The organism is Pseudomonas sp. 58(2021) (genome assembly GCF_017491585.1).
Lineage (GTDB): Bacteria > Pseudomonadota > Gammaproteobacteria > Pseudomonadales > Pseudomonadaceae > Aquipseudomonas > Aquipseudomonas fluorescens_BT.
The window spans coordinates 50974-77423 of record NZ_JAFGYZ010000028.1 but is presented as its reverse complement, the minus strand read 5'-3'; the positions used below and the strand labels follow the sequence as shown (position 1 = coordinate 77423).

General features: G+C 61.7%; 24 protein-coding genes. 8 read left to right on the top strand and 16 right to left on the bottom strand.

Annotation, left to right across the window (positions count from 1 at the left end; all coding sequences use genetic code 11):
* A partial coding sequence (locus tag J5M72_RS25580) for a HAMP domain-containing sensor histidine kinase (RefSeq protein ID WP_207867662.1) occupies positions 1–934 on the top strand: 934 nt, incomplete at its 5' end.
* Between the two features lie 110 nt (positions 935–1044).
* Positions 1045–1695, top strand: a complete 651-nt coding sequence (gene xopAW / locus J5M72_RS25575) for a XopAW family type III secretion system calcium-binding effector (RefSeq protein WP_207867660.1) — start codon at positions 1045–1047, stop codon at positions 1693–1695.
* A 619-nt stretch (positions 1696–2314) separates the two neighbouring features.
* Here the strand turns inward: xopAW and J5M72_RS25570 are convergent.
* The 9 genes from J5M72_RS25570 to J5M72_RS25530 form a co-directional block, all read right to left on the bottom strand.
* Positions 2315–3367, bottom strand: coding sequence for an AI-2E family transporter (locus J5M72_RS25570; RefSeq protein WP_207867658.1), 1053 nt, complete (start codon positions 3365–3367; stop codon positions 2315–2317).
* Between the two features lie 69 nt (positions 3368–3436).
* The gene (locus J5M72_RS25565; RefSeq protein ID WP_207867655.1) at positions 3437–4243 is read right to left on the bottom strand and encodes a DUF4892 domain-containing protein; all 807 of its coding nucleotides are present in this window, start codon (positions 4241–4243) and stop codon (positions 3437–3439) included.
* A 127-nt stretch (positions 4244–4370) separates the two neighbouring features.
* Positions 4371–5225 (bottom strand): alpha/beta hydrolase, encoded by an 855-nt coding sequence (locus J5M72_RS25560; protein WP_207867653.1) that lies wholly within the window; start codon positions 5223–5225, stop codon positions 4371–4373.
* Positions 5222–6028, bottom strand: a complete 807-nt coding sequence (locus tag J5M72_RS25555; RefSeq protein WP_207867651.1) for an alpha/beta hydrolase — start codon at positions 6026–6028, stop codon at positions 5222–5224. Before J5M72_RS25555 ends, J5M72_RS25560 begins: the two co-directional genes overlap by 4 nt.
* A 115-nt stretch (positions 6029–6143) precedes the next feature.
* Positions 6144–6587: a hotdog fold thioesterase gene (locus tag J5M72_RS25550; RefSeq protein ID WP_169431468.1), complete on the bottom strand. Its 444-nt coding sequence runs from the start codon at positions 6585–6587 to the stop codon at positions 6144–6146.
* A gap of 32 nt (positions 6588–6619) precedes the next feature.
* Positions 6620–8275, bottom strand: a complete 1656-nt coding sequence (locus J5M72_RS25545) for an AMP-binding protein (protein WP_169431469.1) — start codon at positions 8273–8275, stop codon at positions 6620–6622.
* A gap of 82 nt (positions 8276–8357) precedes the next feature.
* Positions 8358–8810, bottom strand: a complete 453-nt coding sequence (gene sixA, locus J5M72_RS25540) for a phosphohistidine phosphatase SixA (RefSeq protein ID WP_085710970.1) — start codon at positions 8808–8810, stop codon at positions 8358–8360.
* The gene (locus J5M72_RS25535) at positions 8807–9154 is read right to left on the bottom strand and encodes a DUF4389 domain-containing protein (protein ID WP_169431470.1); all 348 of its coding nucleotides are present in this window, start codon (positions 9152–9154) and stop codon (positions 8807–8809) included. The genes sixA and J5M72_RS25535 overlap by 4 nt, the downstream gene beginning before the upstream one ends.
* A gap of 18 nt (positions 9155–9172) precedes the next feature.
* The gene (locus tag J5M72_RS25530; protein WP_169431471.1) at positions 9173–10198 is read right to left on the bottom strand and encodes an NAD(P)H-dependent glycerol-3-phosphate dehydrogenase; all 1026 of its coding nucleotides are present in this window, start codon (positions 10196–10198) and stop codon (positions 9173–9175) included.
* Between the two features lie 196 nt (positions 10199–10394).
* On the opposite strand from J5M72_RS25530, the gene J5M72_RS25525 reads away from it, so the two are divergent.
* The 6 genes from J5M72_RS25525 (at position 10395) to J5M72_RS25500 (ending at position 17925) form a co-directional block, all read left to right on the top strand.
* Entirely contained in the window at positions 10395–12518 is a 2124-nt protein-coding gene (locus J5M72_RS25525) for a TonB-dependent receptor (RefSeq protein WP_207867649.1), read from the top strand.
* Positions 12519–13451, top strand: a complete 933-nt coding sequence (locus J5M72_RS25520; protein WP_207867647.1) for an ABC transporter substrate-binding protein — start codon at positions 12519–12521, stop codon at positions 13449–13451. It abuts the gene before it with no gap.
* Positions 13448–15349, top strand: a complete 1902-nt coding sequence (locus J5M72_RS25515; protein ID WP_207867645.1) for an ATP-binding protein — start codon at positions 13448–13450, stop codon at positions 15347–15349. Before J5M72_RS25520 ends, J5M72_RS25515 begins: the two co-directional genes overlap by 4 nt.
* Before the next feature lie 247 nt (positions 15350–15596).
* On the top strand, positions 15597–16112 hold the full coding sequence (fabA, locus tag J5M72_RS25510) for a 3-hydroxyacyl-[acyl-carrier-protein] dehydratase FabA (protein ID WP_003227150.1): 516 nt from the start codon (positions 15597–15599) through the stop codon (positions 16110–16112).
* Positions 16113–16123: 11 nt separating this feature from the next.
* Positions 16124–17344 (top strand): beta-ketoacyl-ACP synthase I, encoded by a 1221-nt coding sequence (fabB, locus tag J5M72_RS25505; RefSeq protein ID WP_207867642.1) that lies wholly within the window; start codon positions 16124–16126, stop codon positions 17342–17344.
* Between the two features lie 392 nt (positions 17345–17736).
* Positions 17737–17925, top strand: coding sequence for a hypothetical protein (locus J5M72_RS25500; protein ID WP_169431476.1), 189 nt, complete (start codon positions 17737–17739; stop codon positions 17923–17925).
* Between the two features lie 96 nt (positions 17926–18021).
* On the opposite strand, the gene J5M72_RS25495 is transcribed toward J5M72_RS25500, so the two are convergent.
* The 7 genes from J5M72_RS25495 to J5M72_RS25465 all read right to left on the bottom strand — a co-directional run bounded on the left by J5M72_RS25495 (position 18022) and on the right by J5M72_RS25465 (position 26325).
* Positions 18022–18564 carry a DUF2058 domain-containing protein gene (locus J5M72_RS25495; protein ID WP_011335479.1) on the bottom strand — a complete coding sequence of 181 codons (543 nt, stop codon included), beginning with the start codon at positions 18562–18564 and terminating at the stop codon, positions 18022–18024.
* Between the two features lie 26 nt (positions 18565–18590).
* Complete coding sequence (gene mazG / locus J5M72_RS25490) at positions 18591–19424, bottom strand: nucleoside triphosphate pyrophosphohydrolase (protein WP_207867666.1); 834 nt, start codon at positions 19422–19424, stop codon at positions 18591–18593.
* A gap of 5 nt (positions 19425–19429) precedes the next feature.
* Positions 19430–21673: a GTP diphosphokinase gene (relA, locus tag J5M72_RS25485; RefSeq protein ID WP_085710978.1), complete on the bottom strand. Its 2244-nt coding sequence runs from the start codon at positions 21671–21673 to the stop codon at positions 19430–19432.
* Between the two features lie 76 nt (positions 21674–21749).
* Positions 21750–23150, bottom strand: a complete 1401-nt coding sequence (rlmD, locus tag J5M72_RS25480; protein WP_169431479.1) for a 23S rRNA (uracil(1939)-C(5))-methyltransferase RlmD — start codon at positions 23148–23150, stop codon at positions 21750–21752.
* Complete coding sequence (cysM, locus tag J5M72_RS25475) at positions 23150–24052, bottom strand: cysteine synthase CysM (protein WP_169432681.1); 903 nt, start codon at positions 24050–24052, stop codon at positions 23150–23152. The genes rlmD and cysM overlap by 1 nt, the downstream gene beginning before the upstream one ends.
* 139 nt (positions 24053–24191) lie before the next feature.
* The gene (locus J5M72_RS25470) at positions 24192–25616 is read right to left on the bottom strand and encodes a sensor histidine kinase (protein WP_207867640.1); all 1425 of its coding nucleotides are present in this window, start codon (positions 25614–25616) and stop codon (positions 24192–24194) included.
* The gene (locus J5M72_RS25465) at positions 25603–26325 is read right to left on the bottom strand and encodes a response regulator transcription factor (protein ID WP_207867638.1); all 723 of its coding nucleotides are present in this window, start codon (positions 26323–26325) and stop codon (positions 25603–25605) included. The genes J5M72_RS25470 and J5M72_RS25465 overlap by 14 nt, the downstream gene beginning before the upstream one ends.
* Between the last annotated feature and the right edge of the window lie 125 nt (positions 26326–26450).

The following is a 26450-nucleotide window of genomic DNA, read 5'->3' as shown; positions in this document are numbered from 1 at the left end:
CCCTCCGCCGCCGGAATTTTCCCAAGGCGTCGAAGGACAACGTCCGACACCAGATCCGCGCTTCTCCCATCGACCGCCGCGCCCCTGGTTCGGCGGGCCGCTGGTGCCACTGACCTTTCAGTTCATCTCACTGATGATCGCTGCGTGGTACGGCGCCAAACTCTTGAGCCGGCCGATCCAGCGTCTGAGCGACGCCGCCGAACGCCTCAGCGAAAACCTCGACAGCCCGCCGCTGGATGAATCAGGCCCGCGAGAAGCCCGACAGGCCGCTCACACCTTCAACCTGATGCAACAGCGGATTCGCGAACAGGTTCAGCAACGCGCACGAATGCTCGGCGCCGTCTCCCACGACCTGCGCACGCCACTGTCGCGGCTGAAACTGCGCCTGGAAAAGATCGACGACGACAAGCTCCAGGGCCAGATGCGTCAGGACCTGAACGACATGATCGGCATGCTCGATGCCACCCTCACCTACCTGCACGAACAGCGCACCAGCGAAGCGCTGCAGATGATGGACGTGCAGGCGCTGGTCGAATCACTGTGCGAAAACGCCCAGGATCAAGGCGCCGACGTACAGGTCAGCGGCCACTGCGCGCCCTTGCAGGTGCAGCCGATGGCACTGCGCTCGTGCATCAACAACCTGATGGACAACGCCCTGCGCTACGCCGGCCAAGCTCACATCGAACTGCAGGATCAGCGCGAACACCTGCTGATCCGCGTCATCGACCACGGCCCGGGCATCGCCGCCGACAAGCGCGAAGCGGTGTTCGAACCGTTCTTCCGCCTCGAAGGCTCACGCAACCGCAACTCCGGTGGCGTTGGCCTGGGCATGACCATCGCCCGGGAAGCCGCGCAACGCCAGGGCGGCCAGTTGAACCTCGAAGAGACGTCTGGCGGCGGCCTCACCGCCGTAATTCGCCTGCCCCGCCACTGACGCCGACTGTGTACCGCCCGGTACAAAATCCACATACCCACGACACCTCCCGCCTTGACGCTGCATAAGCCGGTACACAAACCGGTTTTCCAGTCCAAGGAGAGAGCCCGATGATCGGTAGCGTGAGCAACTACACGAGCTACACCAGCACCAGCAGCACCACCACGCAAAACGCCCGCAGCCAGCAACTGCAAAAAGAACTGTTCGCCAAACTCGACAGCAACGGCGACAGCGCGGTGGATCAGGACGAACTGAGCAGCGCCCTATCGCAAAAATCCAATGACGGTTTGCTGGTCAACCTGAGCAAACAATTCGGCGACCTGGACAGCGACAGCAACGGCAGCCTCAGCGCCGACGAAATGGCCGCCATGGCGCCACCACCGCCACCCGACCACAACCGGGCCCCCAACACCGACCTGGCCGACGCCCTGATCAAAGCCCTGGACACCGACGGCGACGGCGCCATCAACGGCGACGAACTGAGCAGCGCGTTGCAGGCCAGCGAAAGCACCTCGTCCTCCAGCAGCGATAGCAGTGCGGCGCTGCTCAAGGTACTGGATAGCGACAGCAGTGGTGGCGTGAGCAGTGACGAGTTGAAGGTGGCGTTACAGGCGGGGCGCCAGCGTCCGGGCGATGAACAGACTGCCAGTACTACTCAAACCACTACCGAAGCGTTGAACCGGATGATTGCCAATCTGAGCAAGCAGTATTCGCTTGGTGGAACGGCGTCGGTGGGCAAGTATTTGAATGTGGCGACTTGAAGTAATGCGGTGAAGTGATCGCTGGGCGATCAGAGCTTGCCGGGTTAGTCGTTTGCCTTCGTTTTGCGGGGTGTCAATGAAAGCCACCCCTCACCCTAGCCCTCTCCCATAGGGAGAGGGGACTGACCGAGTTGTTTGGGAGAGGTACGCCGACGTGACATACCGAGGTGAACTCGGGTCTTTAAAAGCACACATCCCGCACCGGCCTCCTCTACCTCTACCTCTACCTCTGCTTCTGCCTTGGCTTTGGCTTCCCACCACTCAACACGATGAGCGTTAGCTCAAGTACCGCTTTTGACGTACCGGCCCCGTTGAGAGGCTGAGTGGAGGGATTTATCCGGGGGTGGGCGCGTAGCGCCGTTTGGCGAAGCCAAACACATCGAGAGGAGGTGCAGCGAAGCAAACCGTAGGCGATGCCCCCGGATGAATCCCGGAGCGAAGGGACGCCGAGCCACAGCGAGGCGCCGAACGTTGGGGCCAAGCCTTTTGGTTCCTTTTTGGCGTCTGAAAAAGGGACTCGCCGTAAGGGCGAAACCGCCAGCCGCAACACCCGAAGAAACGGATATTCACCCAAAACAACCCAAAGCCTGGCCGGCCCGAAGGCCGCCAAGGCTAACCTTCAACGCCGATCCTCAACCCGCCCCTGACTCTTGCTCCAATCCGTCAACAAACTATAAGCAACCGCCAAAAGCGTAGGCCCGATAAACAACCCGATAAACCCAAACGCAATCAACCCGCCAAACACCCCGAGCAACACAATCACCAGCGGCAGATTCCCGCCACGGCTGATCAGATACGGCTTGAGCACGTTATCCACACCACTGATGATGAACGTCCCCCAGATTCCGAGAAATACCGCCATCCCGTACTCGCCCTTCCAGGCCAGCCAGGCCGTGGCCGGAATCCACACCAGCGGCGGCCCCATCGGAATCAGACTGAGCAGGAACGTCACGATCCCCAGCACTAAAGCCCCCGGCACCCCGGCAATCAAGAAACCGATCAGCGCCAGCACCGCTTGCGCCGCCGCCGTACCGATCACCCCGTTGACCACCCGCTGCACCGTACCGGCCACCAACTCGATGTAATACCCGGCACGATCACCGATCAAGCGCTCCAGCAGACCGTGCACGAACGCCGCCAGCCGCGGCCCGTCACGGTAGAAAAAGAACACGAAGACAATGCTCAGGGTCAGCTCGAGAATCCCGCCGCCGATCTGCGCACTGCGCGCCAGCAGCCAGTTGCCGACCTGCCCCAGATAAGGCTTGAGCGATACCATCAGCGCCGCCCCCTGCTGGTCGACGCTGTTCCAGAACCCGACCAGCCGCTCCCCCACCAGCGGAATCGTGCCGAGCCAGGCCGGCGCTTCCGGCAGGCCATCAACCTGCACATCCTTGATGAACACTGTGGCATCGCGCACGTGATCGGCCAGGTTGAACCCCAGCCATACCAGCGGTGCCGCCACCAGCAACATCCAGCCCAGGGTCAGGATGCCTGCCGCCAGTGATTCGCGGCCACCGAGCCAGCGCGTCAGCAGAAGCATCAACGGCCAACTGGCGAACGCCAGCACAGCGCCCCAGAACAGCGCTGACCAGAACGGCGCCATCACCCAGAAACTGGCACCGAACAACACCAGCAACAGGATCTGCACCAGCAGACGATCATTATTGGGCATGTGAAATCTCGAAAAAGTCAGTCAGGCAAAGAGTAGGCGAACACGCCGGGCGTGTCCGCCAGAGACACCTTATCGCAACAGATCGATGCGCAGGCCGGCACCTTCGACATTGCCGGTCTCCATGCGTGCCGCGCGCACACCCTGCGCGATCAGCGCCTGACGCCAGGCTTCGGCTTTGAGCCCGGAAACCGTCACCCGCAAAGTGGTGTCGAGGTTCAGGCCACGAGATAACAGGCGCAGCCAGGTGTCATCCGGATCACCGGCCAGTTTCGGCAATTTCAGCTCACCGGTGTCTTTCAACTGGCGCAACAGGGTCGCGGATGTCGGCAGCAGTTCACCCAACGGCGTGGCGGCCTCGAATTGCTCGACGTGCAGATAGGCTTTGCGATTGCCGCGAGTGATGCTGTACAGCGCCACCAGCGTGTTGTCGCGAGGTGCCGCCAGCCTCAGCAGCAGATAGGCCTGCTGCTCGTCGGCGCCGTACAGCTTGGCATTGCCGAACACCTCGTTGGCCCACAGGCTGCTTTCGCCGCAATCCCTGGCCTGACACCAGAACAACAGTTCAGCGTCCTGTTTTTGCAGGGCCTCGCGGGCGACGGTGAAGGCTTCGTTGGCGGAGTGTTCGGGTGGCAGTTCGTAGGTGACCGAGGTGGTCTGCCCCCGGGCGCCGACCTGACCGTCGAAACGCAACTGGCCGCTGATCTTGCGGATCGAGCCCATCGGGTAGATCCGTTCCAGCGTCGCGGCCGGGCGATAGTCAACGATCTGCGCATCGGCCAGACGCGGCACGATCGGCAGATCCTGACTGCCCGGCAGGTCGGCAGCGAGCAACACGGGACTGAAACAGCACAGCGCCAGCAGACTGAAAGTTCGCATGGGCAGGCTCATCGGATCGGCATGGCCGGAGCGCCTTTCTGGCTATTCGGGTTCGCAGCGGTGTAGAAATCCATTGTGGTTGTCTCCCATTTCAACCCGCCCAGCCTCGACAGTTGCCCGGGGCAAGTCAAGGAATGGCGAAGAACCGATTGAAACAGTCTGCGACAAGGACCGCACCCGACTCGTCGTTCAGGTGCAAATGGTGCCCGCCGGGCAGCTGTTCCCGGCTAAAGGGTAGACGTTCCAGCAGCTCTGGATGCTTGGCCAGCATGCCGTCGGCCGCCACCACCAATTGTGCAGGACAGGCGATCCGCTGGATGAAGGCCATCGCCTGCTCCTGGGTCAGACGCAATGGCGATGGCAGGGTCAGCCGGTTGTCGGTGCGCCAGGTGTAACCGCCGGGCACTGGCATCAGGCCTCGTTGCGCCAGCAGTTCGGCGGCTTCATGGCTGACCGCCACCAGGCCTTTCATGCGCACTTCGATGGCCCGGTCGAGGGTGGCGTAGACCGGTTTGCGTTTTTCTCGCAAATCAAGCTGCGCCTGCAGGGCCATGCCCATGCGTTCGGCGGCGTTTTCGCCTTTATCCGTGGGAGGAATCACCCCGTCGATCAATGCCAGATGGGTGATGCGCTCCGGCAACGACCCCGCCAGCACCAGTGAAACTATCGCCCCCAGCGAATGGCCGAGCAGGCCGAAGCGCTTCCAGCCCAATTGTTCGGCCACTTGCAGCACGTCATAGGCGTAGTCCCACAACGCGTAACCTGCGCCGACCGGACGATGCCCCGAATGACCGTGGCCGGCCATGTCCAGCGCAACAATGCGCAAGCCTTCAAGTTTGGGCGCAAGGCGGGCGAAGCTGTTGGCATTGTCCAGCCAGCCGTGCAGGGCGATCACCGGCAACCCGTCTTCCGGGCCGAAAATATGCGCCGCCAGTTCGATATGCGGCAGGCTCAGGCGCACTTCCTCGACCACAGGGCTCATGCACAATCCTTTTGCTGGCGGTTTTCCCAGCGACTGAACAGTTTTTTCAGCAGCTGCGCGGTGTCCTGCGGACGTTCAAGGGGAAACATGTGACCGCCCGGCACTGTGAGCGACTCGCCCTGAGGCAGACGGCCGACGAACCGGGTGTGATGGTTCATCACCACACGACTCTTGTGCCCGCGCACCACCGCCAGCGGCACCTGAAGCTGCCGGGTACGCCCGGGACTGGTGTGCGGCACGCCTCGATAGATGCTGATCTCGGTGGCCGGATCGAAGCGCAGGCGCAACTTGTCACCGACCTTGTGCAAACCGTGTTGCAGGTAGGCGTCGAAGCACTCGGGATCGAAGCCGCGGAACAGGGTCTTGCCGGCAAAGTAGCTGCGGGCACTGTCAAGGTCGGCGAACTCTTCACGCCGCCCCAGCGTGCGACCGGCCGGGGTGAGTTTGTCGATGAAACCAAAGCGTTTGGCAGCGCGGATCACCCATTGATCGGTGCGGGTCAGCACTGGCGAATCGAGCATCACCACCCCGCGATACAGCTCCGGGCAACGCAGTGCGGCGTGCAGATGCAGCATCCCGCCGAAGGAATGGCCAACGCCCCACACCGGCTCCTCCTGCTGCTGCAGGTGATGAATCAGCTCGTCGACCAGGTGGTACCAGTTGTCACCCGCCGGGAAACGCGGATCGTGGGCATGTTGCTCCAGATGCGTCACCCGGAACTCGGGCGCCAGCGCCGAGAACAGCTTGCCGTAGGTGCCCGACGGGAAACCGTTGGCATGAGCGAAAAAGATCGGTTGCGACATACCGGTAAATCCATGAGCGGTAAACAGGCGTTGATTGTCCGCAAGACCGCGTTGCACAGCAATGACCGTAACTGCCAGGAATGATGACAGTCCGGTCAGGGCCATGACGGATCGGTCAGCGTGCGGGTGGCTGTTCGCCCAACGGCACCACCGCCATGGTCAGCCGCGACACGCAACTGGCCTTGCCTTCATCGCTGGTCAGGCGGATGTCCCAGACGTGAGTGGTGCGGCCGATGTGAATCGGCTTGGCCACCGCCGTCACCCGCCCACTGCGCAGGCCCCGCAGGTGGTTGGCGTTGATCTCCAGACCCACGCAATAGAACTTGCTGGCGTCGATGCACAGGTAACTGGCCATCGAACCGACGGTCTCGGCCAGCACCACCGAGGCGCCGCCGTGCAGCAAGCCATAAGGCTGGTGGGTGCGATGGTCGATCACCATGCTGGCCGTCAGGGACTCTTCGTCGAAGGACTCGAAACGGATGTCCAGCACTTCGCCGATGGTGTTTTTCTGGATTGCGTTCAACTGCTCGATGTCGGGAGTGGTGCGCCACAAGGTCATCGCAGGCTTTCCTTTGTTGTTTTGATCGTCGCTCAATCCTGCCACAGCACCGCCTCGCTGCGCTCGCTCCATTCTTCGAAGCGCGCGCCGTAGGTGTCTTCGATGACGTTGCGCTTGATTTTCAGGGTCGGCGTGAGGAAGCCGTTCTCCACCGCCCAACTGTCCTTGACCACCACCAGACGGCGCAGCCGCTCATGCTTGTCGAGCGCGGCGTTGACCTCCTCCAGCAGCTTTTCCAGGCTCGAATGCAGTTGCGGTCGCGCGTCTTCATGCCCGGCTGCCGAGATCACACACAGCCCCAGCGGTGCACTCAGACCATCGCCGACCACACAGACCTGCTCGATCCGGGTATGTACGGCGAGGCGGTTTTCGATCGGCGCCGGGGCGACGTACTTGCCTTTGCTGGTCTTGAAGATTTCCTTGAGCCGCCCGGTCAGGCGCAAACGGCCTTCGGCGTCCTGCTCGCCCTTGTCACCCGTGCGCAGGAAACCGTCGGCGGTCAGGGTTTCGGCGGTTTTCTGCGGTTCCTTGAAATAGCCAAGCATGTTGGCCTGGCTGCGCACCTGCACTTCGCCGGATTCGTCGATTCGCACCTCGACGTCAGGACATGGCCGGCCGATCCAGCCTTCCTTGTATTGCCCCGGCAGGCAGATATGCGAATAGCCGCAGCTCTCGGTCATGCCGTAGACCTCCAGCACGTCGAGCCCGAGTTTCTGATACCAGCGCAACAAGGTGAGCGGCACCGGCGCGGCACCGGACAACGCCACGCGCAAGGCATCCAGCCCCAATCCGACCAACACTTTGTGGCCGATCCGTTTGCCGATAAAGGGCAGACCCAGGAGGAAATCCAGACGTTTCGCCGGGATCTTGCTGTAGACGCCCATCTGGAATTTGGTCCAGATCCGCGGCACGCCAAACATCGCCGTGGGCCGCGCGCGCTTCAGATCGGTGAGAAAGGTATCGAGGCTCTCGGCAAAGAACACCGTCTGCCCGGTATAGATCGACGCCAGTTCGACGAACATTCGCTCGGCGACATGACACAACGGCAGATAGGACAACAGTCGGTCGTTTTCATTGAGGCCGAACAACTGCGTGCCGCGGGTGGTGGCGAAACCGAGATTGGCGAAGCTGTGCATCACGCCTTTAGGCAGGCCGGTGGTGCCGGAGGTGTAGATGATCGTCGCCAGTTGATCGGCGGCGGGACGTGGATCGTCCTGGATCGGGGAATAGCGTTGCAGGTCGCCCCAGTTGAAATCGAAGTCGCCGGGCGGGTGCAGCGGCAGGCTGATGGTCGGCAGATCAGCCGGAACACCGGTCGACATCCCCGGCCAGTCATCCAGTTTGCCGATAAACGCCAGTACGCTTTGCGAGTGAGTGAGTACCTGATTGACCGAGTCGGCCGTGAGATTGGGATAGAGCGGCACCGAAACATGCCCGGCCATCCAGATGGCCAGGTCGGCGATGATCCAGTGGGCGCAGTTTTTCGAGATCAGCGCGATGTGGCTGCCCTGTGGCAACTCCCGGGAGCGCAGCCAGTGTGCGGCACAACGGGCCTGATGACCGACGTCGGCCCAGGTCAGCGTCTCGACCTGCCCACCGCCGACGGGTTGCACCAGAAAGCGTTGGCGCGGGTGCCGGGCCTCGCGTTCGTAGAACACGTCCAGCGGCAATCGAAAAGCAGCAGACATGCGACTCGCTCCTTTCTTTTTGGGATGGAGCAAGCGTAGTCAACCAAGCAAGTGCTTGGTTGACTATTTCATACAAAAAATTTCACGGATGCTTGAGGCTGTTGAGCGTCATCGACCCGATCAGCAACTCGCTGTGTTCGAGCTCGGCGAGCCCGGCGGTGCTGACCTTTTCCGGCGGATAGCCGGCGCCGTGTTGCAGGTAGCTGAGCAGATGCCCGACCAGCGGATTGTGGCTGACCAGCAGCACATTGCTTACCGACACCAGTTGCTCGGCGACGCGGTCCGGATCGACTTCCGGTGTCAGCCATTCGACCGTGCGGATCTCCGGTTCGAAGCCCAGCGCCTCGCGCACCAGCTGTGCGGTCTGCTGCGCCCGCAAGTACGGGCTGGCGTAGATCGCCGTCAGTGGCTGGCCCATCAACCGGGCGGCGCTGCTGAGCACTTCCTTGCGACCGTGAGCGGTCAGTTCCCGCTCCGAATCGGGTCGTGAGCCATAGGGCTCGGCCTCGCCGTGACGCAATACCCAGAGTTTCATAGCTTGGGTTCCTCATCGCGGGCCGGATGCGGTGCTGGCGCGACAACGTGTGGCGCTTCACCTTCCGGGGTACGCGGCGCCGGCCAGTCGGCGAACGGCCAAGGCTTCTGGTCGCTGTGGAAACTGCCGAACCGGCCGATCTGGGCCAGGAACTGGCTCAGGCTGTCGCCGAAATTCATCAGACCGGCGCTCGGGGCGCCATAGATCAAACGATAGATCAACTGCACCAGCACCAACGCGCCGAGGATGAACTGCGCCACCTGCCAGACCAGGATGTAGACAATCATCCACAACACCCGCAGGAGGATGGATTCATATTTGGCTTCGGTTTTCGGATCGTTCATGGACTGTTCCCTGCTGAATCAGTTGAAACCACTGGTGGAAATAAAGTCGACATCGGTTTTCGGCTCGGCACGCATCAGCAGACCGATCACCTGCTCAAGCGTGCGCCCTTCGAACAGGATCGCATGCAGTCCGGCGACCAGCGGCATGTACACGCCAACCTCCTGAGCCTTGGCCTTGAGCACTTTCAGGGTGTTGACGCCTTCGGCCACTTCACCCAGGCGCGACACCGCTTCGTCGAGACTCAAGCCCTGACCGAGGGCGAAACCGACCTGGTAGTTGCGGCTCTTGGGCGACGAGCAGGTGACGATCAGATCGCCGACACCGGCCAGACCGAGGAACGTCATCGGGTTGGCACCCTGATTCACCGCAAACCGGGTCATCTCGGCCAGGGCGCGGGTGATCAGCATGCTCTTGGTGTTTTCGCCCATATTCAGTGCCACCGCCATGCCGGCGATGATCGCGTAAACGTTTTTCAGTGCGCCGCCCAGCTCCACGCCGAAGCGGTCGGCGCTGGCGTAAACGCGGAAGGTACGGCCATGCAGCGCGGCCTGCACGGCCTTGCAGAGTTCTTCGTCTTCGCTGGCAACCACCGTGGCGGTCAGCGCGTGCTCGGCGATTTCCCGTGCCAGGTTCGGCCCGGAAAGCACGCCGATGCGCGCCTGGGGGGCGATCTCTTCGAGAATCTGGCTCATCAGTTTGAAGGTATGGGCTTCGATGCCCTTGGTCAGGCTGACCAACATCTTGCCGCTCAGGCGCTCGGCATGCGGCGCCAAAACCGTGCGCAGCGCGCTGGACGGCAACGCCACGAAACACAAATCGCAGGCATCGAGGGTTTCCTGCAGGTCGGTGACGGCAGTCACGCCCGGCAGAATCTTGATGCCCTTGAGATAACGCGGGTTCTCGCGATTGACCCGGATGGCCTCGGCCTGCTCGGGGTCACGCATCCACTGCCGGACTTGATGGCCGTTCTCGGCCAACAGATTGGCCACGGCGGTACCGAAACTTCCGCCTCCCAGGACCGCAATCGGGCGCTGTTCAGTCATATGTAATCCGTTAATCCATACCAGTGGCGATGCGGGCATTATACGGAGCGGCCCCTTCTCGGACAGCCCCGGCGTCAATTACCCGCACTTGTAGGAAGAAGACCAATAAAACCGAGGAAAATGCCCGCAACGTGACTGGAAAAGTCACTGTCCTCGGTTAACATGCGCGCCAATTCTTTGCTATCAAGGCTGCGTCGTGTTTTCTGGCATTCCCTCCCCGCGTTCGTCCCTGCTGCTGGCGCTGGTGTTCAGCCCGATGCTGCTGGCGGACGACCTGTTTGTCGACAGCGAGGCCTTGCCCCAGATCCTCACGGCCACGCGCCTGAAACAGTCGCCGGCGGAAGTCCCCGGCAGCATGACCGTGCTCGACAGCGAACTGATCAACGCCAGCGGCGCCCGGGACATCAGCGAACTGCTGCGCCTGGTGCCGGGGATGATGGTCGGCAACATCAGCGGCAATCAGGCGGTGGTGAACTATCACGGCACCAACGCCACCGAAGCGCGGCGCATGCAAGTGCTGATCGATGGCCGCTCGGTGTACCGCGCCGGCCTGGCCACGGTGGACTGGAGCGACATCCCGGTGGCCATGGAAGACATCGAGCGCATCGAAGTCTTTCGCGGCCCGAACACCGTCAGCTATGGCGCCAACGCGCTGATGGCGGTGGTCAACATCATCACCCGCAACCCCGCCGACAGCCACGGCACACGGCTGAAAATCACCCGTGGCCAGCGTGGCATCAACGATTTCTATGCCAGTCAGGGAACAGGCTGGAATGGCGGCGACCTGCGCCTGTCGCTGTCGGGTCAGGAGGACGACGGCTTCGACAGCGATCGCACCGGCGCCGATTACCGCGACAGCCGCCGTTTGAACCGCTTCAGCCTTGCAGTCAGCCAGACGCTGAGCGACAACCAGAGCGTGGACTGGCAGCTCAATGCCAAGGACGGGACCAACCAGCGGCCCTACACCTACCGCCCGGTGTTCTCCGGGATTACCGCTGCCGGAAACAATTCCGACGTGATCGCCAAGGACTACGCCGGCTCGGTGCGCTGGAACCTGGACATCAACCCCGATCACAGCCTTTATGTACAAGGCTCGGCGCAACACTGGGATCGTCAGCAGACCTGGCGCGCCTGCGACGCCGAGGTCTCGTTCAGCCCGCAACTGACGGAGCTGTGGCAACTCAACCCCAATTACACAGAGCAACTGGCGCGCAACATCACTCGCTTCACCGGACCCGGTGCTGCGCCCGGCACACCCGCGGAAATGGCCCTGGCCAATCAGGTGCTCGATCAATGGCGCAATGGCGCCAGCCGTACCCTGTGCGGCGACATCGACCAGAGCGCCCGGGAATCGCGCTATGACCTGGAATTACAGGACACTCTCAGCCTGTCCGACAGCCTGCGTCTGGTCAGCGGTTTGAACTATCGTTACGACCGGGCCGACTCCGAGACCTATTTCAACGGAACGCTGGACGACACCACGTGGCGCGCATTCGGCCAACTGGAGTGGCGCGCCAGCGAACACTGGCTGTTGCAGGGCGGCGCCATGTTTGAAAACACTCAACTGATCGGCAGCTCGCTGACGCCCAGGTTTGCCGTCAATTACCTGATCAACCCGCGACACAGCCTGCGCGCGGTGTACTCGGAAGCCATCCGTTCTCCGGACATGTTCGAAAACAACGTCAACTGGAGTTATCAGGTAACCAACCTGCGCCCCTCCGCCTATGGCCAGACATCGGCCCGCTACTTCGTCAAGACCCGGGGCCCCGGCGATCTGGACCAGGAACACATGCGCTCGCGAGAACTGGGCTACAACGGCTTTTTTCCGGAATGGGGCCTGGCGCTGGACGTGAAGCTGTTCTACGACGAAATCACCGGGATGATCAGTGAGCCGCTGCGCAACAATCAGTACATCGCCAGCAACGCCAACGACTCGCGCTTTCGCGGCACCGAAACCCAGGTTGACTGGCGCGTGAGTGCAGCCGATCGACTGCGCCTGACTTACGCCTACGTCGACGCCGAAGCAAGCAACCCGCTGGACCAGCAATTCACCGCGCGCAACAGCGGATCGGCCGGTTGGCTGCGCGATTGGGGCCACGGCTGGAACAGTGCCCTCTTCTATTACGGCGACAACGCACTCAATGGCTATCGCTTCGAGCGGGTCGACACGCGCATCGCCAAACGCATCCCGTTGGGCAAGGCCCAACTGCAACTGGCCGGGGTGCTGCAACAGCGTCTGGACAATGAGCCGACCACCTTCGTCGACAACAATTACGACGAACGCCGGGTGATGTATTTCAGCGCAGAGCTGGAGTTCTAGATGCGTTACGCCCTGTCACGGAAGATGCCAACGGCCGGCCAATGGCTGGCCGGGCTGTGTCTGTTCGTGACGGCCTGGCTGCACGGCGTGGCGGTGCAGGCGGCCGACATTCTGCTGACCGGCGCCGAGGAAAGCCCCGGCGTGCAGTCCTTCGTCCAGGCCCTGAGCGAACTGCGCCCCACCGACCGCGTGCATTTCCAGCCGCTGGCGAGCCTGCCGGCGCCGGGCAAGTTGCCGTCCAGCCTGCGCCTGATTCTGCTCGACCTGCCGAGCCTCGACTGGCGCATGCAGGAAAGCCAGGGCCCGGCGACTCTGGTTCTGCGCATCAGCCGATTGCAGGCCCGGCAACGCTTTGGTACCGCGCAACCGCCGCACTTGAGCCTGCTGTGGAGCGATCCGCCGCTGAGTCGCCAGTTGCAGCTGATCCGACGGATCCTGCCTCAGGCCCGGCGTGTCGGTGTGCTGTTCGACCAGCACAGCGAGTTCCTGCTCAAGGAGCTGCTCGCCGCTGCACAACCAATGAACCTGCACGTGGTCCCGCAACGCTGGGACAACACCCACGACAACCGTCCCTTGCAGACCGTGCTGAAAAACAGTGATGTGCTGCTGGGCCTGGACGACCCTGACCTGTACAACCCGAAAACAGCAAAGAACCTGCTGCTGAGCAGCTATTCACGGCAACTGGCGCTGGTCGGCCCCAACGTCTCGTTCGTGCGCGCCGGCAGCCTCGCCAGTACCTACAGCGATCAGAGCGATTGGCTGGCAGTACTCGACGAACTGCTCGACCGCCCACCCACCGCCTGGCCGCGATCGCTCTACCCCGGGCGCTTCAAAGTCTCAAGCAATGCGCAGGTGACTCGTTCATTAGGGATAGAGCCGATAAATGAAGCGTCTGTCGCCGCAGAGCTGGCCGAAGGAGAGCGCCGCCCATGATTTTCCGCCGTTGGGACATCAATACCCGCACCCAGTTGATCAGCCTGGGCCCTGCGCTATTGCTGACCTTGCTACTGATCAGCTTTTTCACCTTCGTGCGCATCCAGGATTTGCGCCAGGAGCTGAACCACACTGGCCAACTGATCGCCAACCAGCTCGCGCCCGCTACCGAGTACGGGGTGATTTCCGGCAACAACGAAGTATTGGAAAGCCTGCTCAAAGCCACACTGGCCACGCCCAATGTGCGGTTCCTCGAAATCCAGGACAGCGCCAACCGGATTCTGGCGTATGTCGAACAACCATCGGACACCCACAAGCGCCCGCATCAGGTCGAAGTGTTCCAGGCGCCGGTGCGGCTGCAACGGATTGCCTTGCACAATGATTTCTTTCAGGACGGCAAAAGCACCAACGGCGGTGCCGCCGAGGATTATCTGGGGCGGGTGATCGTCGGCCTGTCCAACGATGCGTTCAGTCAGCGCCAACAGGAGATCCTGCTCAAGGCCGGGATCCTGGCACTGTTCGCCCTGCTCTTCACCTTTGTCCTCGCACGACGTCTGGCCGGCAGCCTGTCGCAGCCGATCCGCGATATCGGCGATGCGGTCAAGGCGATTCAGGACGGCGACTACAAGACCCCGTTGCCGATTGTCGATGACACCGAATTGGGAGCCTTGTCGCAGCACATCAACAATCTGGCCCAGGCGCTGGAACAGGCCAGTCGTGAACAGCATCAAGCCATGGCGCAACTGATCCAGACCCGCGAAGAGGCGGAGAAGGCCAACAACGCCAAATCGGATTTCCTGGCAATGATGAGCCATGAACTGCGCACCCCGATGAACGGTGTCCTGGGCATGCTGCAACTGCTCGAAACCACCGACATGACCGAGGAGCAGATCGAATACGCGGCGCTGGCTTCCGAGTCCACCGAGCATTTGCTCAAAGTGATCAACGACATTCTGGATTTCTCGCGTATCGAGCGTTCGGAGCTGGAGCTGGAACATATTCCGTTCAACCTCGCCGACCTGATCGGCGCCTGCGCTCAGTCTTTCCAGCACAGCGCGGCACAGCGTGGCCTGGCCCTGCAACTGCGGATTCCCGAAGACCTGCGCGGCTTGCAGGTGCAGGGCGACCCGACGCGGATCCGACAGATTCTGGTCAATCTGGTGGGCAACGCGTTGAAGTTCACCGAACAGGGTCGCGTCAGCATCGAGGCGCAGTGGCAATCTCTGGATCACGAATTGCTGTGGTTCACCTGCTCGGTGCGCGACAGCGGCATCGGGATTTCTTCGCAAAGCCTGGAATTGATGTTCAACGCGTTCCAGCAGGCCGACAGCTCGATTTCGCGCCGTTATGGCGGCACCGGCCTGGGCCTGCCGATCGCCCGTACCCTGGCCGAACGCATGGGCGGCACCTTGCGCGCGCAAAGCGAAGAAGGTCGCGGCTCGGTGTTTACCCTGGAAATTCCGCTGGCTCTATATAAACAGGCCTTGCCGACACTGGCCGCGCCACGAGCGGCGAATGGCGACGGTCACGGCGAAGGTCGCAACGTGCTGTTGGTGGAAGACAACCCGGTCAACCAGACTGTGATCGAAGCCATGCTGCGCAGCCTGGGCTTTACTGTCAGCGTTGCCACCGATGGCATGCAGGCCGTGCACAGCGCCGGGGGCAATCGGTTCGAGGCGATCCTGATGGACTGCCGTTTGCCGATCATCGACGGTTACGAGGCGACCCGACAGATTCGTCGTCTGCCCGGCTGCGGCCAGGTTCCGATCATCGCCCTGACCGCCAACGCCTTGCAGGGCGACCGGGAAAACTGCCTGTCGGCAGGCATGAACGATTACCTGGCCAAGCCGTTCAAACGTAATGACCTGCAGCAGATTCTGCAGCGCTGGGTGCAGTAGGAAGGCCCTTTCGAGCATCTGCGACTGGCGTGAAAAGCGAAAGTGCGGCAGTCTTAGGCACCCAATCGGGCCTCAAAAGGGGCTTGAATAAAAATTTCAGTGCACAAGTGTACATTCATGTCCTTGGTGCTGTGACTTTCACCACAACGCAATAGTCTATGAGTAGGCTGCCGGTTCGAGGCATGAACGCGTCGATCGGTCGGGAAGATTTGCCCCACCTGCCGCATGGGATTATTGAGGAGCTCGCATGACCAAACAAAACGCCTTTACTCGGGAAGACCTGCTGCGCTGCAGTCGCGGTGAGCTGTTCGGCCCAGGTAACGCGCAACTGCCCGCCCCGAACATGCTGATGGTGGATCGCATCACCCTGATCAGCGAAGAAGGCGGCAAGTACGGCAAAGGTGAATTGGTCGCCGAGCTGGATATCAACCCTGACCTGTGGTTCTTCGCCTGCCACTTCGAAGGCGATCCGGTGATGCCGGGCTGCCTGGGTCTGGATGCCATGTGGCAACTGGTCGGCTTCTTCCTGGGCTGGCAAGGCCTGCCGGGCCGTGGCCGTGCGCTGGGTTCGGGCGAAGTGAAATTCTTCGGCCAGGTCCTGCCGACCGCCAAGAAAGTCACCTACAACATTCATATCAAACGCGTCCTCAAGGGCAAGCTGAACCTGGCCATCGCCGACGGTTCGGTGACTGTCGACGGTCGCGAAATCTACACCGCCGAAGGCCTCCGGGTCGGCGTGTTCACCTCCACTGACAACTTCTAAGGGTTATCCGCATGCGCCGCGTCGTTATCACTGGTCTGGGCATTGTTTCTTGCCTGGGCAATGACAAAGAGACCGTCTCCGCTAACCTGCGTGCAAGCCGCCCTGGCATCCGGTTCAACCCGGAATATGCCGAAATGGGTCTGCGTAGCCAGGTTTCCGGCTCCATCGACCTCAACCTTGAAGAACTGATCGATCGCAAGATCTATCGTTTCGTCGGCCACGCAGCGGCTTACGCCTACCTGGCCATGAAAGACGCCATCGCCGACTCCGGTCTGACCGAAGAGCAGGTGTCCAACCCGCGTACCGGCCTGATCGCAGGTTCCGGTGGTGCGTCGACCCTGAACCAGATGGAAGCGCTGGATATCCTGCGCGAGAAAGGCGTCAAGCGCGTCGGCCCATACCGTGTAACGCGGACCATGAGCAGCACCGTTTCGGCATGCCTGGCCACTCCGTTCAAGATCAAGGGCCTGAACTACTCCATCGCTTCTGCCTGCGCCACCAGTGCTCACTGCATCGGTACCGCCATGGAACAGATCCAGATGGGCAAGCAGGACATCGTGTTCGCCGGTGGCGGTGAAGAGGAGCACTGGAGCCAGTCGTTCCTGTTCGACGCAATGGGCGCCTTGTCCAGCAAGCGCAACGACACCCCGGAAAAAGCCTCCCGTGCCTACGATGCCGACCGTGACGGTTTCGTCATCGCAGGCGGTGGCGGCATGGTCGTGGTCGAGGAGCTGGAGCACGCTCTGGCCCGTGGCGCGAAGATCTACGCGGAAATCGTTGGCTACGGCGCGACCTCCGACGGCTACGACATGGTGGCCCCAAGCGGCGAAGGCGCCATCCGCTGCATGCAGATGGCAATGTCCACCGTCGACACCCCGATCGACTACCTGAACACCCACGGCACTTCGACTCCGGTCGGCGACGTCGCGGAAATGAAAGGTGTGCGTGAAGTGTTCGGCGACAAGGCGCCGGCCATCAGCTCCACCAAGAGCCTGTCGGGTCACTCCCTGGGCGCTGCCGGCGTTCACGAAGCGATCTACTGCATGCTGATGATGGAAGGCAACTTCATTGCCGGTTCCGCCAACATCGACGAACTGGACCCTGAAGTGGCCGATCTGCCGGTGCTGACCAAGACCCGCGAAAACGCCACCATCAACACCGTGATGAGCAACAGCTTCGGCTTCGGTGGCACCAACGCCACCCTCGTGCTGAAACGCTGGGAAGGCAAGTAATTCCCTTCCGTTGAGCCGCACATGAAAACGCCCCGACTGGTTCGGGGCGTTTTTTTTCGCCAGCCATAAACACAACCTCCTGTGGGAGCGGGCTTGCTCGCGAAAGCGGTGGGTCAGTCGACAAAAATGTTGAATGTTAAATCGCATTCGCGAGCAAGTCCGCTCCCACAGGGTCGGTGTATTGCTTGAAAATCGCCGTCAGGAACATGAAGCTTTTGTCATGGAACTCAATGCCCTGCGACCGAATGTCGCGTATTTGGCGGGCTCCAGGACTGTTGCAGATTTCGCAAGGATACGTTGCACAAATCAAGCGTTTACTTAGCAGGCTAACAAATTCTATAAAAGAGCCCTGCACACGCCTTGCTGCAGATAACAGAGATTGGAGCTAGCAGATGACTGTAAAAGTAACTGAACGCGACGATTCACACATGTCCCATGAAGGCGTAGCCGCCGGTGTACGGATCTGGGATGTGCATCAACAAGACTTGCTGGTCGGCATGTTCCACAACGAGACAGACGCCCACAACTACAAGGCTGAACTGGAACTGCAAGAGCGGCAGCGGGATCTGAAATCCGCTTGAACCGAAAACCACAGCATTGAAAACGACAAACCCCGCCATGAGCGGGGTTTGTCGTTTTCGGGTTTCAGGGCCGCTTCGCAGCTGGCCGCAAGCCGCTTACCACATCAGATCATCAGGGATCACATAGGCCGCGTACGGATCGTCCTCGGCATTGACCTCTTCGACCTTCTCGTTGAGCTGCACGATGCGCTGTGGATCGCGTTCCTGAATCTTCAGGGCCGCCTCACGAGGAATCACTTCGTAGCCGCCGGCATGGTGCACGATCGCCAGCGAGCCGCTGCTGAGCTTGTTGCGCATCAGCGTGTTGACGGAGATGCGCTTGACCTTCTTGTCGTCAACGAAGTTGTAGTAGTCCTCGGTGGTCAGCTTCGGCAACCGCGAGACTTCGATCAACTGCTTGACCTGGGCAGCGCGGGCCTTGGCTTCCGCCTTCTCCTGCTGCTGACGGTTCAGTTCCTGATCGCGCTTGACCTTCTCGGCCATGGCTTCCTGGGCGGCGCGCTGCTGGGAGTCATCCAGTTCGATCTGACCCTTGTGGGCCAGGCGCTGTTGCTTCTGTTTGTCTTTGCTGACCTGCTTGGCCTGCTTTTGGTTGACCAGTCCTGCCTTGAGCAACTGGTCGCGAAGGGAAAGGCTCATTGATGCTTACTCACTTGGGCAACGGCTCAGCCGCAGCTGGGCAAATTCTTTTCCTGACGTTTGGCTTCGCCCCACAGGGCGTCCAACTCTTCGAGGGTGCAATCTTCCATGGGTCGGTGGGTGTCGCGCAATGCCTGTTCGATAAAACGGAAGCGCCGCTCGAACTTGCCGTTGGCGCCACGCAATGCGGTTTCCGGATCGACCTTCAGATGCCGGGCCAGATTGACCACGGAAAACAGCAGATCGCCGATCTCGTCCGCCACCGCTTGCGGGTCATTCTCGGACATGGCTTCGAGCACTTCATCGAGCTCTTCGCGCACCTTGTCCAGCACCGGCAAGGCATCCGGCCAGTCGAAACCGACCTGCCCCGCGCGCTTCTGCAACTTGGCCGAGCGGGACAGTGCCGGCAAAGCGGCCGGCACATCGTCGAGCAGTGACAGTTGCTGCGGCTCGGCGGATTTCTCGGCGCGTTCTTCGGCCTTGATCTCCTCCCAGCGCTGCTTGACCTGCTCTTCGTTCAGACGCGGCACGTCCAGCGGCGCATACAGATCGCCAGTGGGAAACACGTGCGGATGGCGACGGATCAGCTTGCGGGTGATGCTGTCGACCACTCCGGCGAATTCGAACCGTCCCTCCTCCCGCGCCAGCTGACTGTAATACACCACCTGAAACAGCAGATCGCCCAACTCGCCCTGCAAGTGGTCGAAATCGCCGCACTCGATGGCATCGGCGACTTCGTAGGCCTCTTCAAGGGTGTGCGGGACGATGGTCGCGTAAGTCTGCTTGATGTCCCACGGGCAGCCGTACTGCGGGTCGCGCAGACGGTTCATCAGGTGCAGCAGGTCTTCAAGGCTGTAGATCGGTTTCATGGAGTCCGGTTACGCCGTGTCTCGATGATGTTCGGCAACTGGGAAATCCGCCCCAGCAACCGGCCCAGCGCGTCCAGCCCCGGAATCTCGATGGTCAGGGACATCAGCGCCGTGTTGTCCTCCTTGTTCGAGCGGGTGTTGACCGCCAGCACGTTGATCCGCTCGTTGAGCAGCACCTGCGAGACATCACGCAGCAGACCGGAACGGTCATAGGCGCGAATGACGATGTCCACCGGATAGGTGAGCACCGGAACCGGCCCCCAGCTGACCTGGATGATTCGCTCCGGCTCGCGCCCGGCCAATTGCAGCACCGAGGCGCAGTCCTGACGGTGAATGCTCACGCCGCGGCCCTGGGTGATGTAACCGACAATCGCGTCGCCCGGCAACGGCTGGCAGCAGCCGGCCATCTGGGTCATCAGGTTGCCGACGCCCTGGATCTGGATGTCGCCGCGCTTGCCCGGCTTGTAGCCGGTGGCCTTGCGTGGAATCAGCTCCAGTTGTTCGTTGCCGCGCTCCGGCTCGACCAGTTGCTGGGCCAGATTGACCAGTTGCGCCAGACGCAGGTCGCCGGCCCCGAGGGCGGCGAACATGTCTTCGGCGGTTTTCATATTGGCCTTGTCGGCCAGCTTGTCGAAATCCACCGCCGGCAGACCGAGGCGATTGAGCTCGCGCTCGATCAGGGTCTTGCCCGCTGCGACGTTCTGGTCGCGAGCCTGCAGCTTGAACCAGTGAACGATCTTCGCCCGCGCCCGGGACGTGGTGACGTACCCCAGGTTCGGGTTCAGCCAGTCACGGCTCGGCGTACCGTGCTTGCTGGTGATGATCTCGACCTGCTCGCCGGTCTGCAGGCTGTAGTTGAGCGGCACGATGCGCCCGTTGATCTTCGCGCCGCGGCAGTTGTGACCGATTTCGGTGTGCACGCGGTAGGCGAAGTCCAGCGGCGTCGCGCCCTTCGGCAAGTCGATGGCGTGACCGTCCGGGGTGAAGATGTAGACCCGGTCCGGTTCGATGTCGACCCGCAGCTGTTCGGCGAGACCACCGATGTCGCCCAGCTCTTCGTGCCACTCGAGCACCTGACGCAGCCAGGAGATTTTCTCTTCGTAGTGATTCGAGCCGGATTTGACGTCGGTACCCTTGTAGCGCCAGTGCGCGCAGACGCCGAGTTCGGCCTCTTCGTGCATCGAATGCGTACGGATCTGGACTTCCAGCACCTTGCCTTCGGGGCCGATCACCGCCGTGTGCAACGAGCGGTAGCCGTTCTCTTTCGGGTTGGCGATGTAGTCGTCGAACTCTTTCGGAATGTGCCGCCACAGGGTGTGGACGATACCGAGCGCGGTGTAGCAGTCGCGCATTTCCGGCACCAGCACGCGCACCGCACGCACGTCGTAGATCTGGCTGAACTCCAGTCCCTTGCGCTGCATCTTGCGCCAGATCGAATAGATGTGTTTGGCCCGGCCGCTGATGTCGGCGTCGACGCCGGTGGCCTGCAATTCGTCCTTGAGCTGGGTCATCACGTCGGCGATGAAACGCTCACGGTCGAGCCGCCGCTCGTGCAGCAGCTTGGCGATCTGTTTGTATTGATCGGGCTCAAGGTAACGGAAGGACAGGTCCTCCAGTTCCCATTTGATATGGCCGATGCCGAGACGGTGGGCCAGTGGCGCATAGATGTCGAAGACCTCCCGGGCGACCCGGTTGCGCTTTTCGTCATCGGCGGTCTTCACCGCACGGATCGCACAGGTACGTTCGGCAAGCTTGATCAGCGCGACGCGCACGTCGTCGACCATCGCCACCAGCATCTTGCGCAGGTTTTCCACCTGCCCCTGAGTGCCCATCACCATCGACTGGCGCGGGCTGAGACTGGCGCTGATGGCGGCCATGCGCTGCACGCCGTCAATCAGCTTGGCAACCACCGGCCCGAAGCGCTGGCTGACCGCCGCCAGTTCGATCTGACCTTCGCGTACGCCACGGTAAAGCACCGCCGCGACCAGCGAATCCTGATCGAGCTTGAGGTCGGCGAGAATCTCTGCGATCTCGAGGCCGGTGCTGAAACTGCCGCTGCCTTCGGACCAGAGATTCTTCGCCGCGTTGGACTGTTGCTCGGCCTGGCGAGCGTACTCGCAGGCCTCCTTCAAGGCTTCGCGATCCAGTGCCAGATCGACACTGACCGCATGATCGAGCCAAGCCTCGAGATTGATACTGCCGTCGGTGTTGATCGGCTGGTGTGCTCTCACCTGTACCATCTTGCTTTACCTTCCCTACGACGCAGACTCAATGCGTCAAATCACTGACCTTGATTGCCCGTTCGCACTCGTGGGGCTAAGACAAGTGCTGCACGGGCCGATCAGTCGGATCAGACGAGCCATCCTGGCTCGCTTCAAATAACGCCATGGCCTCGACATGTGCCGTCTGAGGAAACATATCGAGAATCCCGGCACGTTTTAACCGGTAGCCCTGCTTGATCAATTCGACCGTATCGCGCGCCAGAGTTGCAGGGTTGCACGACACATACACCAACCGCTCGGCACCCAGTGTCGCGAGCTTGCGCACCACCTCGAAAGCACCGTCACGCGGTGGGTCCAAGAGTACCGCAGAAAAGCCGTTTCCGATCCACTCGGCATCCGTCAAAGGCTGGGATAAATCGGCTTGAAAAAACTTTGTGTTATGCAAATTGTTACTAGCGGCATTGGCTGCGGCGCGATCGACCATCGTCTGCACGCCCTCGACCGCCACCACTTCGCGCACGATTTTGGCCAGCGGCAGGGCAAAGTTGCCCAGACCACAGAACAGATCGAGCACGCGCTCATCGGCGGTTGGTTTCAACCACTGCAGCGCCTGGGCAACCATGCCTTCGTTGACGCCGGCATTGACCTGGATGAAATCCCCCGGTCGCCAGGCCAACTCCAGATCCCACTGTTCCAGGCGATAGCCCAGCGACTGCGTGGCATCAACCGGTTGCGGCCCGTTTTCGCCGTGCAGCCACAACTGCGCTTCATGGAACACGCAGAAATCCTTGAGGATCGTCAGGTCGGCCTCGGACAACGGCGCCATGTGACGCAGCAGAACGGCCAGGGACGAGCCACTGAACAATTCCACATGCCCCAGCGCCTGCGGTTTGCTCAGGCGACGGAGCATCTCCGGCAAGCGGGTCATGATCGGTTGCAAGGGCTGTACCAGCACCGGGCATTCGTTGATCGCGACGATGTCCTGGCTGCCGGCGGCACGGAAACCCACTTCGAGCTTCCTGGCTTTGCTGTCCCAGCGCACGGCGATCCGGGCGCGACGACGGTAGCCGAATTCCGGACCGGTCAAGGGTGCGGCCCATTCCTCGGGTTCAACACCGGCGACTCGCGACAACTGCTCGGCGAGCATGCGCTGTTTCAGGGCAAGCTGTTCGTTGTGGGGCAGATGCTGGACACTGCAACCGCCACAGCGGCCGGCGTGCTGGCACGGTGCGGGACGACGCAATTCACTGGCGCTGAACACGCGTTCGGTACGCGCCTCGACCACTTTGCCGTGGGCGCCGAGCACCCGCGCTTCGACCTCTTCGCCGGCGAGAGCGCCGAGGACGAACCAGGTTTTGCCTTCAAAAAACGCGATGCCGCGACCGTCATTGGCCAGGCGCTCGATGCTCAGGCGCTGCTTTTTGCCGGTCGGGATTTGCGGGGCCTTGCTGCCGCCGGTGGGCTGGAAGCGCAGGCCTCTCTCATGCTTGGCCATCAGTTGGGCGCGTCGAAAATGCCGGTCGACAGGTAACGGTCGCCACGGTCGCAAATGATCGCGACGATCACCGCGTTTTCAACTTCTTTGGACAGGCGCAGCATTGCTGCCACTGCACCGCCCGAGGACACGCCACAAAAGATGCCTTCTTCGCGGGCCAGACGCCGGGTGACGTCCTCGGCTTCGCTTTGCGCCATGTCGACGATGCGGTCGACGCGGTCGGCCTGATAGATCTTCGGCAGGTATTCCTGCGGCCAGCGGCGAATGCCGGGAATGGCCGAGCCTTCCATCGGTTGCAGGCCGATGATCTGCACGTTGTCGTTCTGCTCTTTCAGGTAGCGCGACACGCCCATGATGGTCCCGGTGGTCCCCATGGAGCTGACGAAATGGGTGATGGAGCCCTGGGTCTGACGCCAGATTTCCGGGCCGGTAGTGGTGTAGTGCGCTTCGGGATTGTCCCCGTTGGCGAACTGATCCAGCACCTTGCCACGGCCTTCGGCTTCCATTCGCTGAGCCAGATCGCGAGCACCTTCCATGCCCTCTTCCTGGCTGACCAGAATCAGCTGCGCGCCATAAGCGGTCATCGCCGCCTTGCGCTCGGCGCTGGAGTTGTCCGGCATGATCAGGATCATCTTGTAACCCTTGATCGCGGCAGCCATGGCCAGCGCGATCCCCGTGTTGCCCGAGGTCGCTTCGATCAGCGTATCGCCGGCGTGGATCTGCCCGCGCAACTCGGCACGGGTGATCATCGACAGCGCCGGACGATCCTTCACCGAACCCGCAGGATTGTTCCCTTCGAGCTTGAGCAATAGGGTGTTGCTGGTGACACCGGGCAGGCGCTGCAAACGCACCAGCGGCGTGTTGCCGACGCAATCGGCGATGGTTGGGTACTGCAAGGTCATGGCGTTTTTCGCAATCCGGACAGCGGGGGCGCCTATCATACCGGCAAACCTGCGCAGGCCATATCACGCAAAGTGTGGTGCTTATGGTTTCTTGGAATAAGAAGTAAAAGTCGCGCCAGTGGTGCGACTGTTGTGCCGCTCACACAATCTGCGGGCGCCCCATGTCCACAGCGGGCACCGGCGTACCAGCAAACGCGTCGGGACTGACAGCACTGTCATCCGCCACCAAGCGCAGATTCAAGCGCAATCCCGAAGGGCCGTTCTCGGCCCACAGGGTTCCGCCCTGGCGTTGCACCGCGTTCCTCGCGATGCTCAGCCCCAGACCAAATCCACCGTCCCCCGGCCGCGAGCCGTCGAGTCGGATGAACGGCGAGAAGATCCGCTCCAGATCCGCTTCCGCCACACCGCCACCCTGGTCCTCCAGCCACAAGTGCCAGTAATCGCCGTCCCGTCGCCCGTCGAGCCGCACGATACCGCCCGGTGGCGAATGACGAATGGCGTTGCGCAGGATGTTTTCCAAGGCCTGGGCCAGGGTGTTGAGATTGCCGCGCACCCAGCAGCAAGCTTCTACCCCACACTGCAACTGCCCCACCGGACAGCAGCTTTCGTAGCAGGCGTTTTCGGTGAGCATTTCCCACAGTGCCTGGATCTGGATCGCTTCGTCCGGCAACGGTGCGCGTTCGGTGTCGAGCCAGGCCAGTTGCAGGGTGTCCTCCACCAGTCGCTGCATCACGTCAACTTCACGACCGATACGTTCGCGCAACGATTGCAACTGCTGCTCGCTTTCGCTGGCGACTCGCAACCGGCTCAGGGGTGTGCGCAGCTCGTGGGACAGGTCGCGCAACAGTTGCTGTTGCAGGGCCACGGTGGATTGCAGGCGTTCGGACATCGAGTCGAAAGCACGGGCCAGTTCGCCAAGCTCATCCTGGCGCTCGGTGATGCCGCTCGACAACCGCACATTCAGTTGATCGGCGCGCCACGCATTGGCCTGCTCGCGCAGATTGTTCAGCGGCACCACCAGCAGGCGATACAGGCCGACGCACAGCAGCAGGGTGAACAGACCGGGAATCACACCGTTGGTGATGACCCGCCAGAACACCCGGTATTTGCCCGGCAGAAATCGCTCCGGCAACTCGATGACCAGACTGCCGGCGGTCGGGTCAGTGGGAAATGGAACCCGCAGCCACGGCCGGCCCTTTTTGTGAATCGGCCACTCAAGACCCCGCAGGAAGGTCAGGCGCTGAAGCTCTTGAGCGTTCAACGGCTGGCTGCCCAGCGACTGCAGATTGCCACCGATCACCCCGACCCAGCCGGCTTCGCGCAGCTCCATGCTTTGCAACCAGCTATCGATGCCATCGCGCTCGCCCTGCTGCCAGGCGCGCTCGGCTTCGGCGGCATAACGCGTCAGCGTGCCCCGCGCCTCGTCGGAGAGGAACTGGTTGCGCTCCTCCATGTACCGGCCCCAGGACCAGCTCAGCCAGATCATCAGCAGACAGAACGCCACCAGCAGACACGCCAGTTTCCAGAACAGTGAATGCCGTCCCGGCAGGTCAGACACCTTCATCGACGGCGCTCAGCACGTAGCCCTTGCCCCACACCGTACGCACTTCCCGTTCGGTGTAGCCGATCGATTTGAGTTTGCGCCGGATCTGGCTGATGTGCATGTCGAGGCTGCGGTCGTGAGCCGCGTAGCCACGCTGGAGAACGTGCTGATAAAGGAAAGCCTTGCTCAGCACCTCTTCATCATTGCGATTGAGGGTTTCCAGCAGACGGAATTCGCTGCGGGTCAGGCCGGCGGGCTGGTCGAGGTAGAAAACGTCGCACTGCTCGTCGTCAAAACGCAGCCCGCCGACCGGCACCACCGGGGCGACGGCCGCCGGACGACGGTCGAGGGCGACCCGGCGCAGGATCGCTTCGATCCGCACATGCAGCTCGGCCATGCTGAAGGGTTTGGGCAGGTAGTCGTCGGCACCGAGGCGAAATCCGCTGATGCGATCGGCCTCGGCCCCCAGCGCCGACATCAGCAGCACCGGCGTCGAATGGCTCTGGCGCAGTTGAGTCAGCACGTTCAGACCGTCGAGGCCCGGCAGCAGAATGTCCATCAACACCACATCGAACGGCTGGCGACGGGCGATGCTCAGGCCTTCGCTGCCGTTCTGGCACCAGGTGACCTGAAAACCGCTGCGTCCCAGTTGTTCGTGAACATAGGCACCGAGCACGGGATCGTCTTCGATGGAAAGAATGCGTGGCTGGCCAACAGAGACAGGAGTCATGACTATCTGCAAATAATTCTCAGTTGAGCGATTATTCAAGATTGCCCGCTGCCGGGCAACCCCAGGTTGACCCGTCGGACAAATGACCGATGTCAGGAAGGACGAACCACGACATCATTTTTCCC

Coding starts and splice junctions, on each gene's coding strand:
- xopAW (WP_207867660.1), top strand. CDS start 1,045: ATGATCGGTAGCGTGAGCAACTACACGAGCTACACCAGCACCAGCAGC.
- J5M72_RS25570 (WP_207867658.1), bottom strand. CDS start 3,367: ATGCCCAATAATGATCGTCTGCTGGTGCAGATCCTGTTGCTGGTGTTG.
- J5M72_RS25565 (WP_207867655.1), bottom strand. CDS start 4,243: ATGCGAACTTTCAGTCTGCTGGCGCTGTGCTGTTTCAGTCCCGTGTTG.
- J5M72_RS25560 (WP_207867653.1), bottom strand. CDS start 5,225: ATGAGCCCTGTGGTCGAGGAAGTGCGCCTGAGCCTGCCGCATATCGAA.
- J5M72_RS25555 (WP_207867651.1), bottom strand. CDS start 6,028: ATGTCGCAACCGATCTTTTTCGCTCATGCCAACGGTTTCCCGTCGGGC.
- J5M72_RS25550 (WP_169431468.1), bottom strand. CDS start 6,587: ATGACCTTGTGGCGCACCACTCCCGACATCGAGCAGTTGAACGCAATC.
- J5M72_RS25545 (WP_169431469.1), bottom strand. CDS start 8,275: ATGTCTGCTGCTTTTCGATTGCCGCTGGACGTGTTCTACGAACGCGAG.
- sixA (WP_085710970.1), bottom strand. CDS start 8,810: ATGAAACTCTGGGTATTGCGTCACGGCGAGGCCGAGCCCTATGGCTCA.
- J5M72_RS25535 (WP_169431470.1), bottom strand. CDS start 9,154: ATGAACGATCCGAAAACCGAAGCCAAATATGAATCCATCCTCCTGCGG.
- J5M72_RS25530 (WP_169431471.1), bottom strand. CDS start 10,198: ATGACTGAACAGCGCCCGATTGCGGTCCTGGGAGGCGGAAGTTTCGGT.
- J5M72_RS25520 (WP_207867647.1), top strand. CDS start 12,519: ATGCGTTACGCCCTGTCACGGAAGATGCCAACGGCCGGCCAATGGCTG.
- J5M72_RS25515 (WP_207867645.1), top strand. CDS start 13,448: ATGATTTTCCGCCGTTGGGACATCAATACCCGCACCCAGTTGATCAGC.
- fabA (WP_003227150.1), top strand. CDS start 15,597: ATGACCAAACAAAACGCCTTTACTCGGGAAGACCTGCTGCGCTGCAGT.
- fabB (WP_207867642.1), top strand. CDS start 16,124: ATGCGCCGCGTCGTTATCACTGGTCTGGGCATTGTTTCTTGCCTGGGC.
- J5M72_RS25500 (WP_169431476.1), top strand. CDS start 17,737: ATGACTGTAAAAGTAACTGAACGCGACGATTCACACATGTCCCATGAA.
- J5M72_RS25495 (WP_011335479.1), bottom strand. CDS start 18,564: ATGAGCCTTTCCCTTCGCGACCAGTTGCTCAAGGCAGGACTGGTCAAC.
- relA (WP_085710978.1), bottom strand. CDS start 21,673: ATGGTACAGGTGAGAGCACACCAGCCGATCAACACCGACGGCAGTATC.
- rlmD (WP_169431479.1), bottom strand. CDS start 23,150: ATGGCCAAGCATGAGAGAGGCCTGCGCTTCCAGCCCACCGGCGGCAGC.
- cysM (WP_169432681.1), bottom strand. CDS start 24,052: ATGACCTTGCAGTACCCAACCATCGCCGATTGCGTCGGCAACACGCCG.
- J5M72_RS25470 (WP_207867640.1), bottom strand. CDS start 25,616: ATGAAGGTGTCTGACCTGCCGGGACGGCATTCACTGTTCTGGAAACTG.
- J5M72_RS25465 (WP_207867638.1), bottom strand. CDS start 26,325: ATGACTCCTGTCTCTGTTGGCCAGCCACGCATTCTTTCCATCGAAGAC.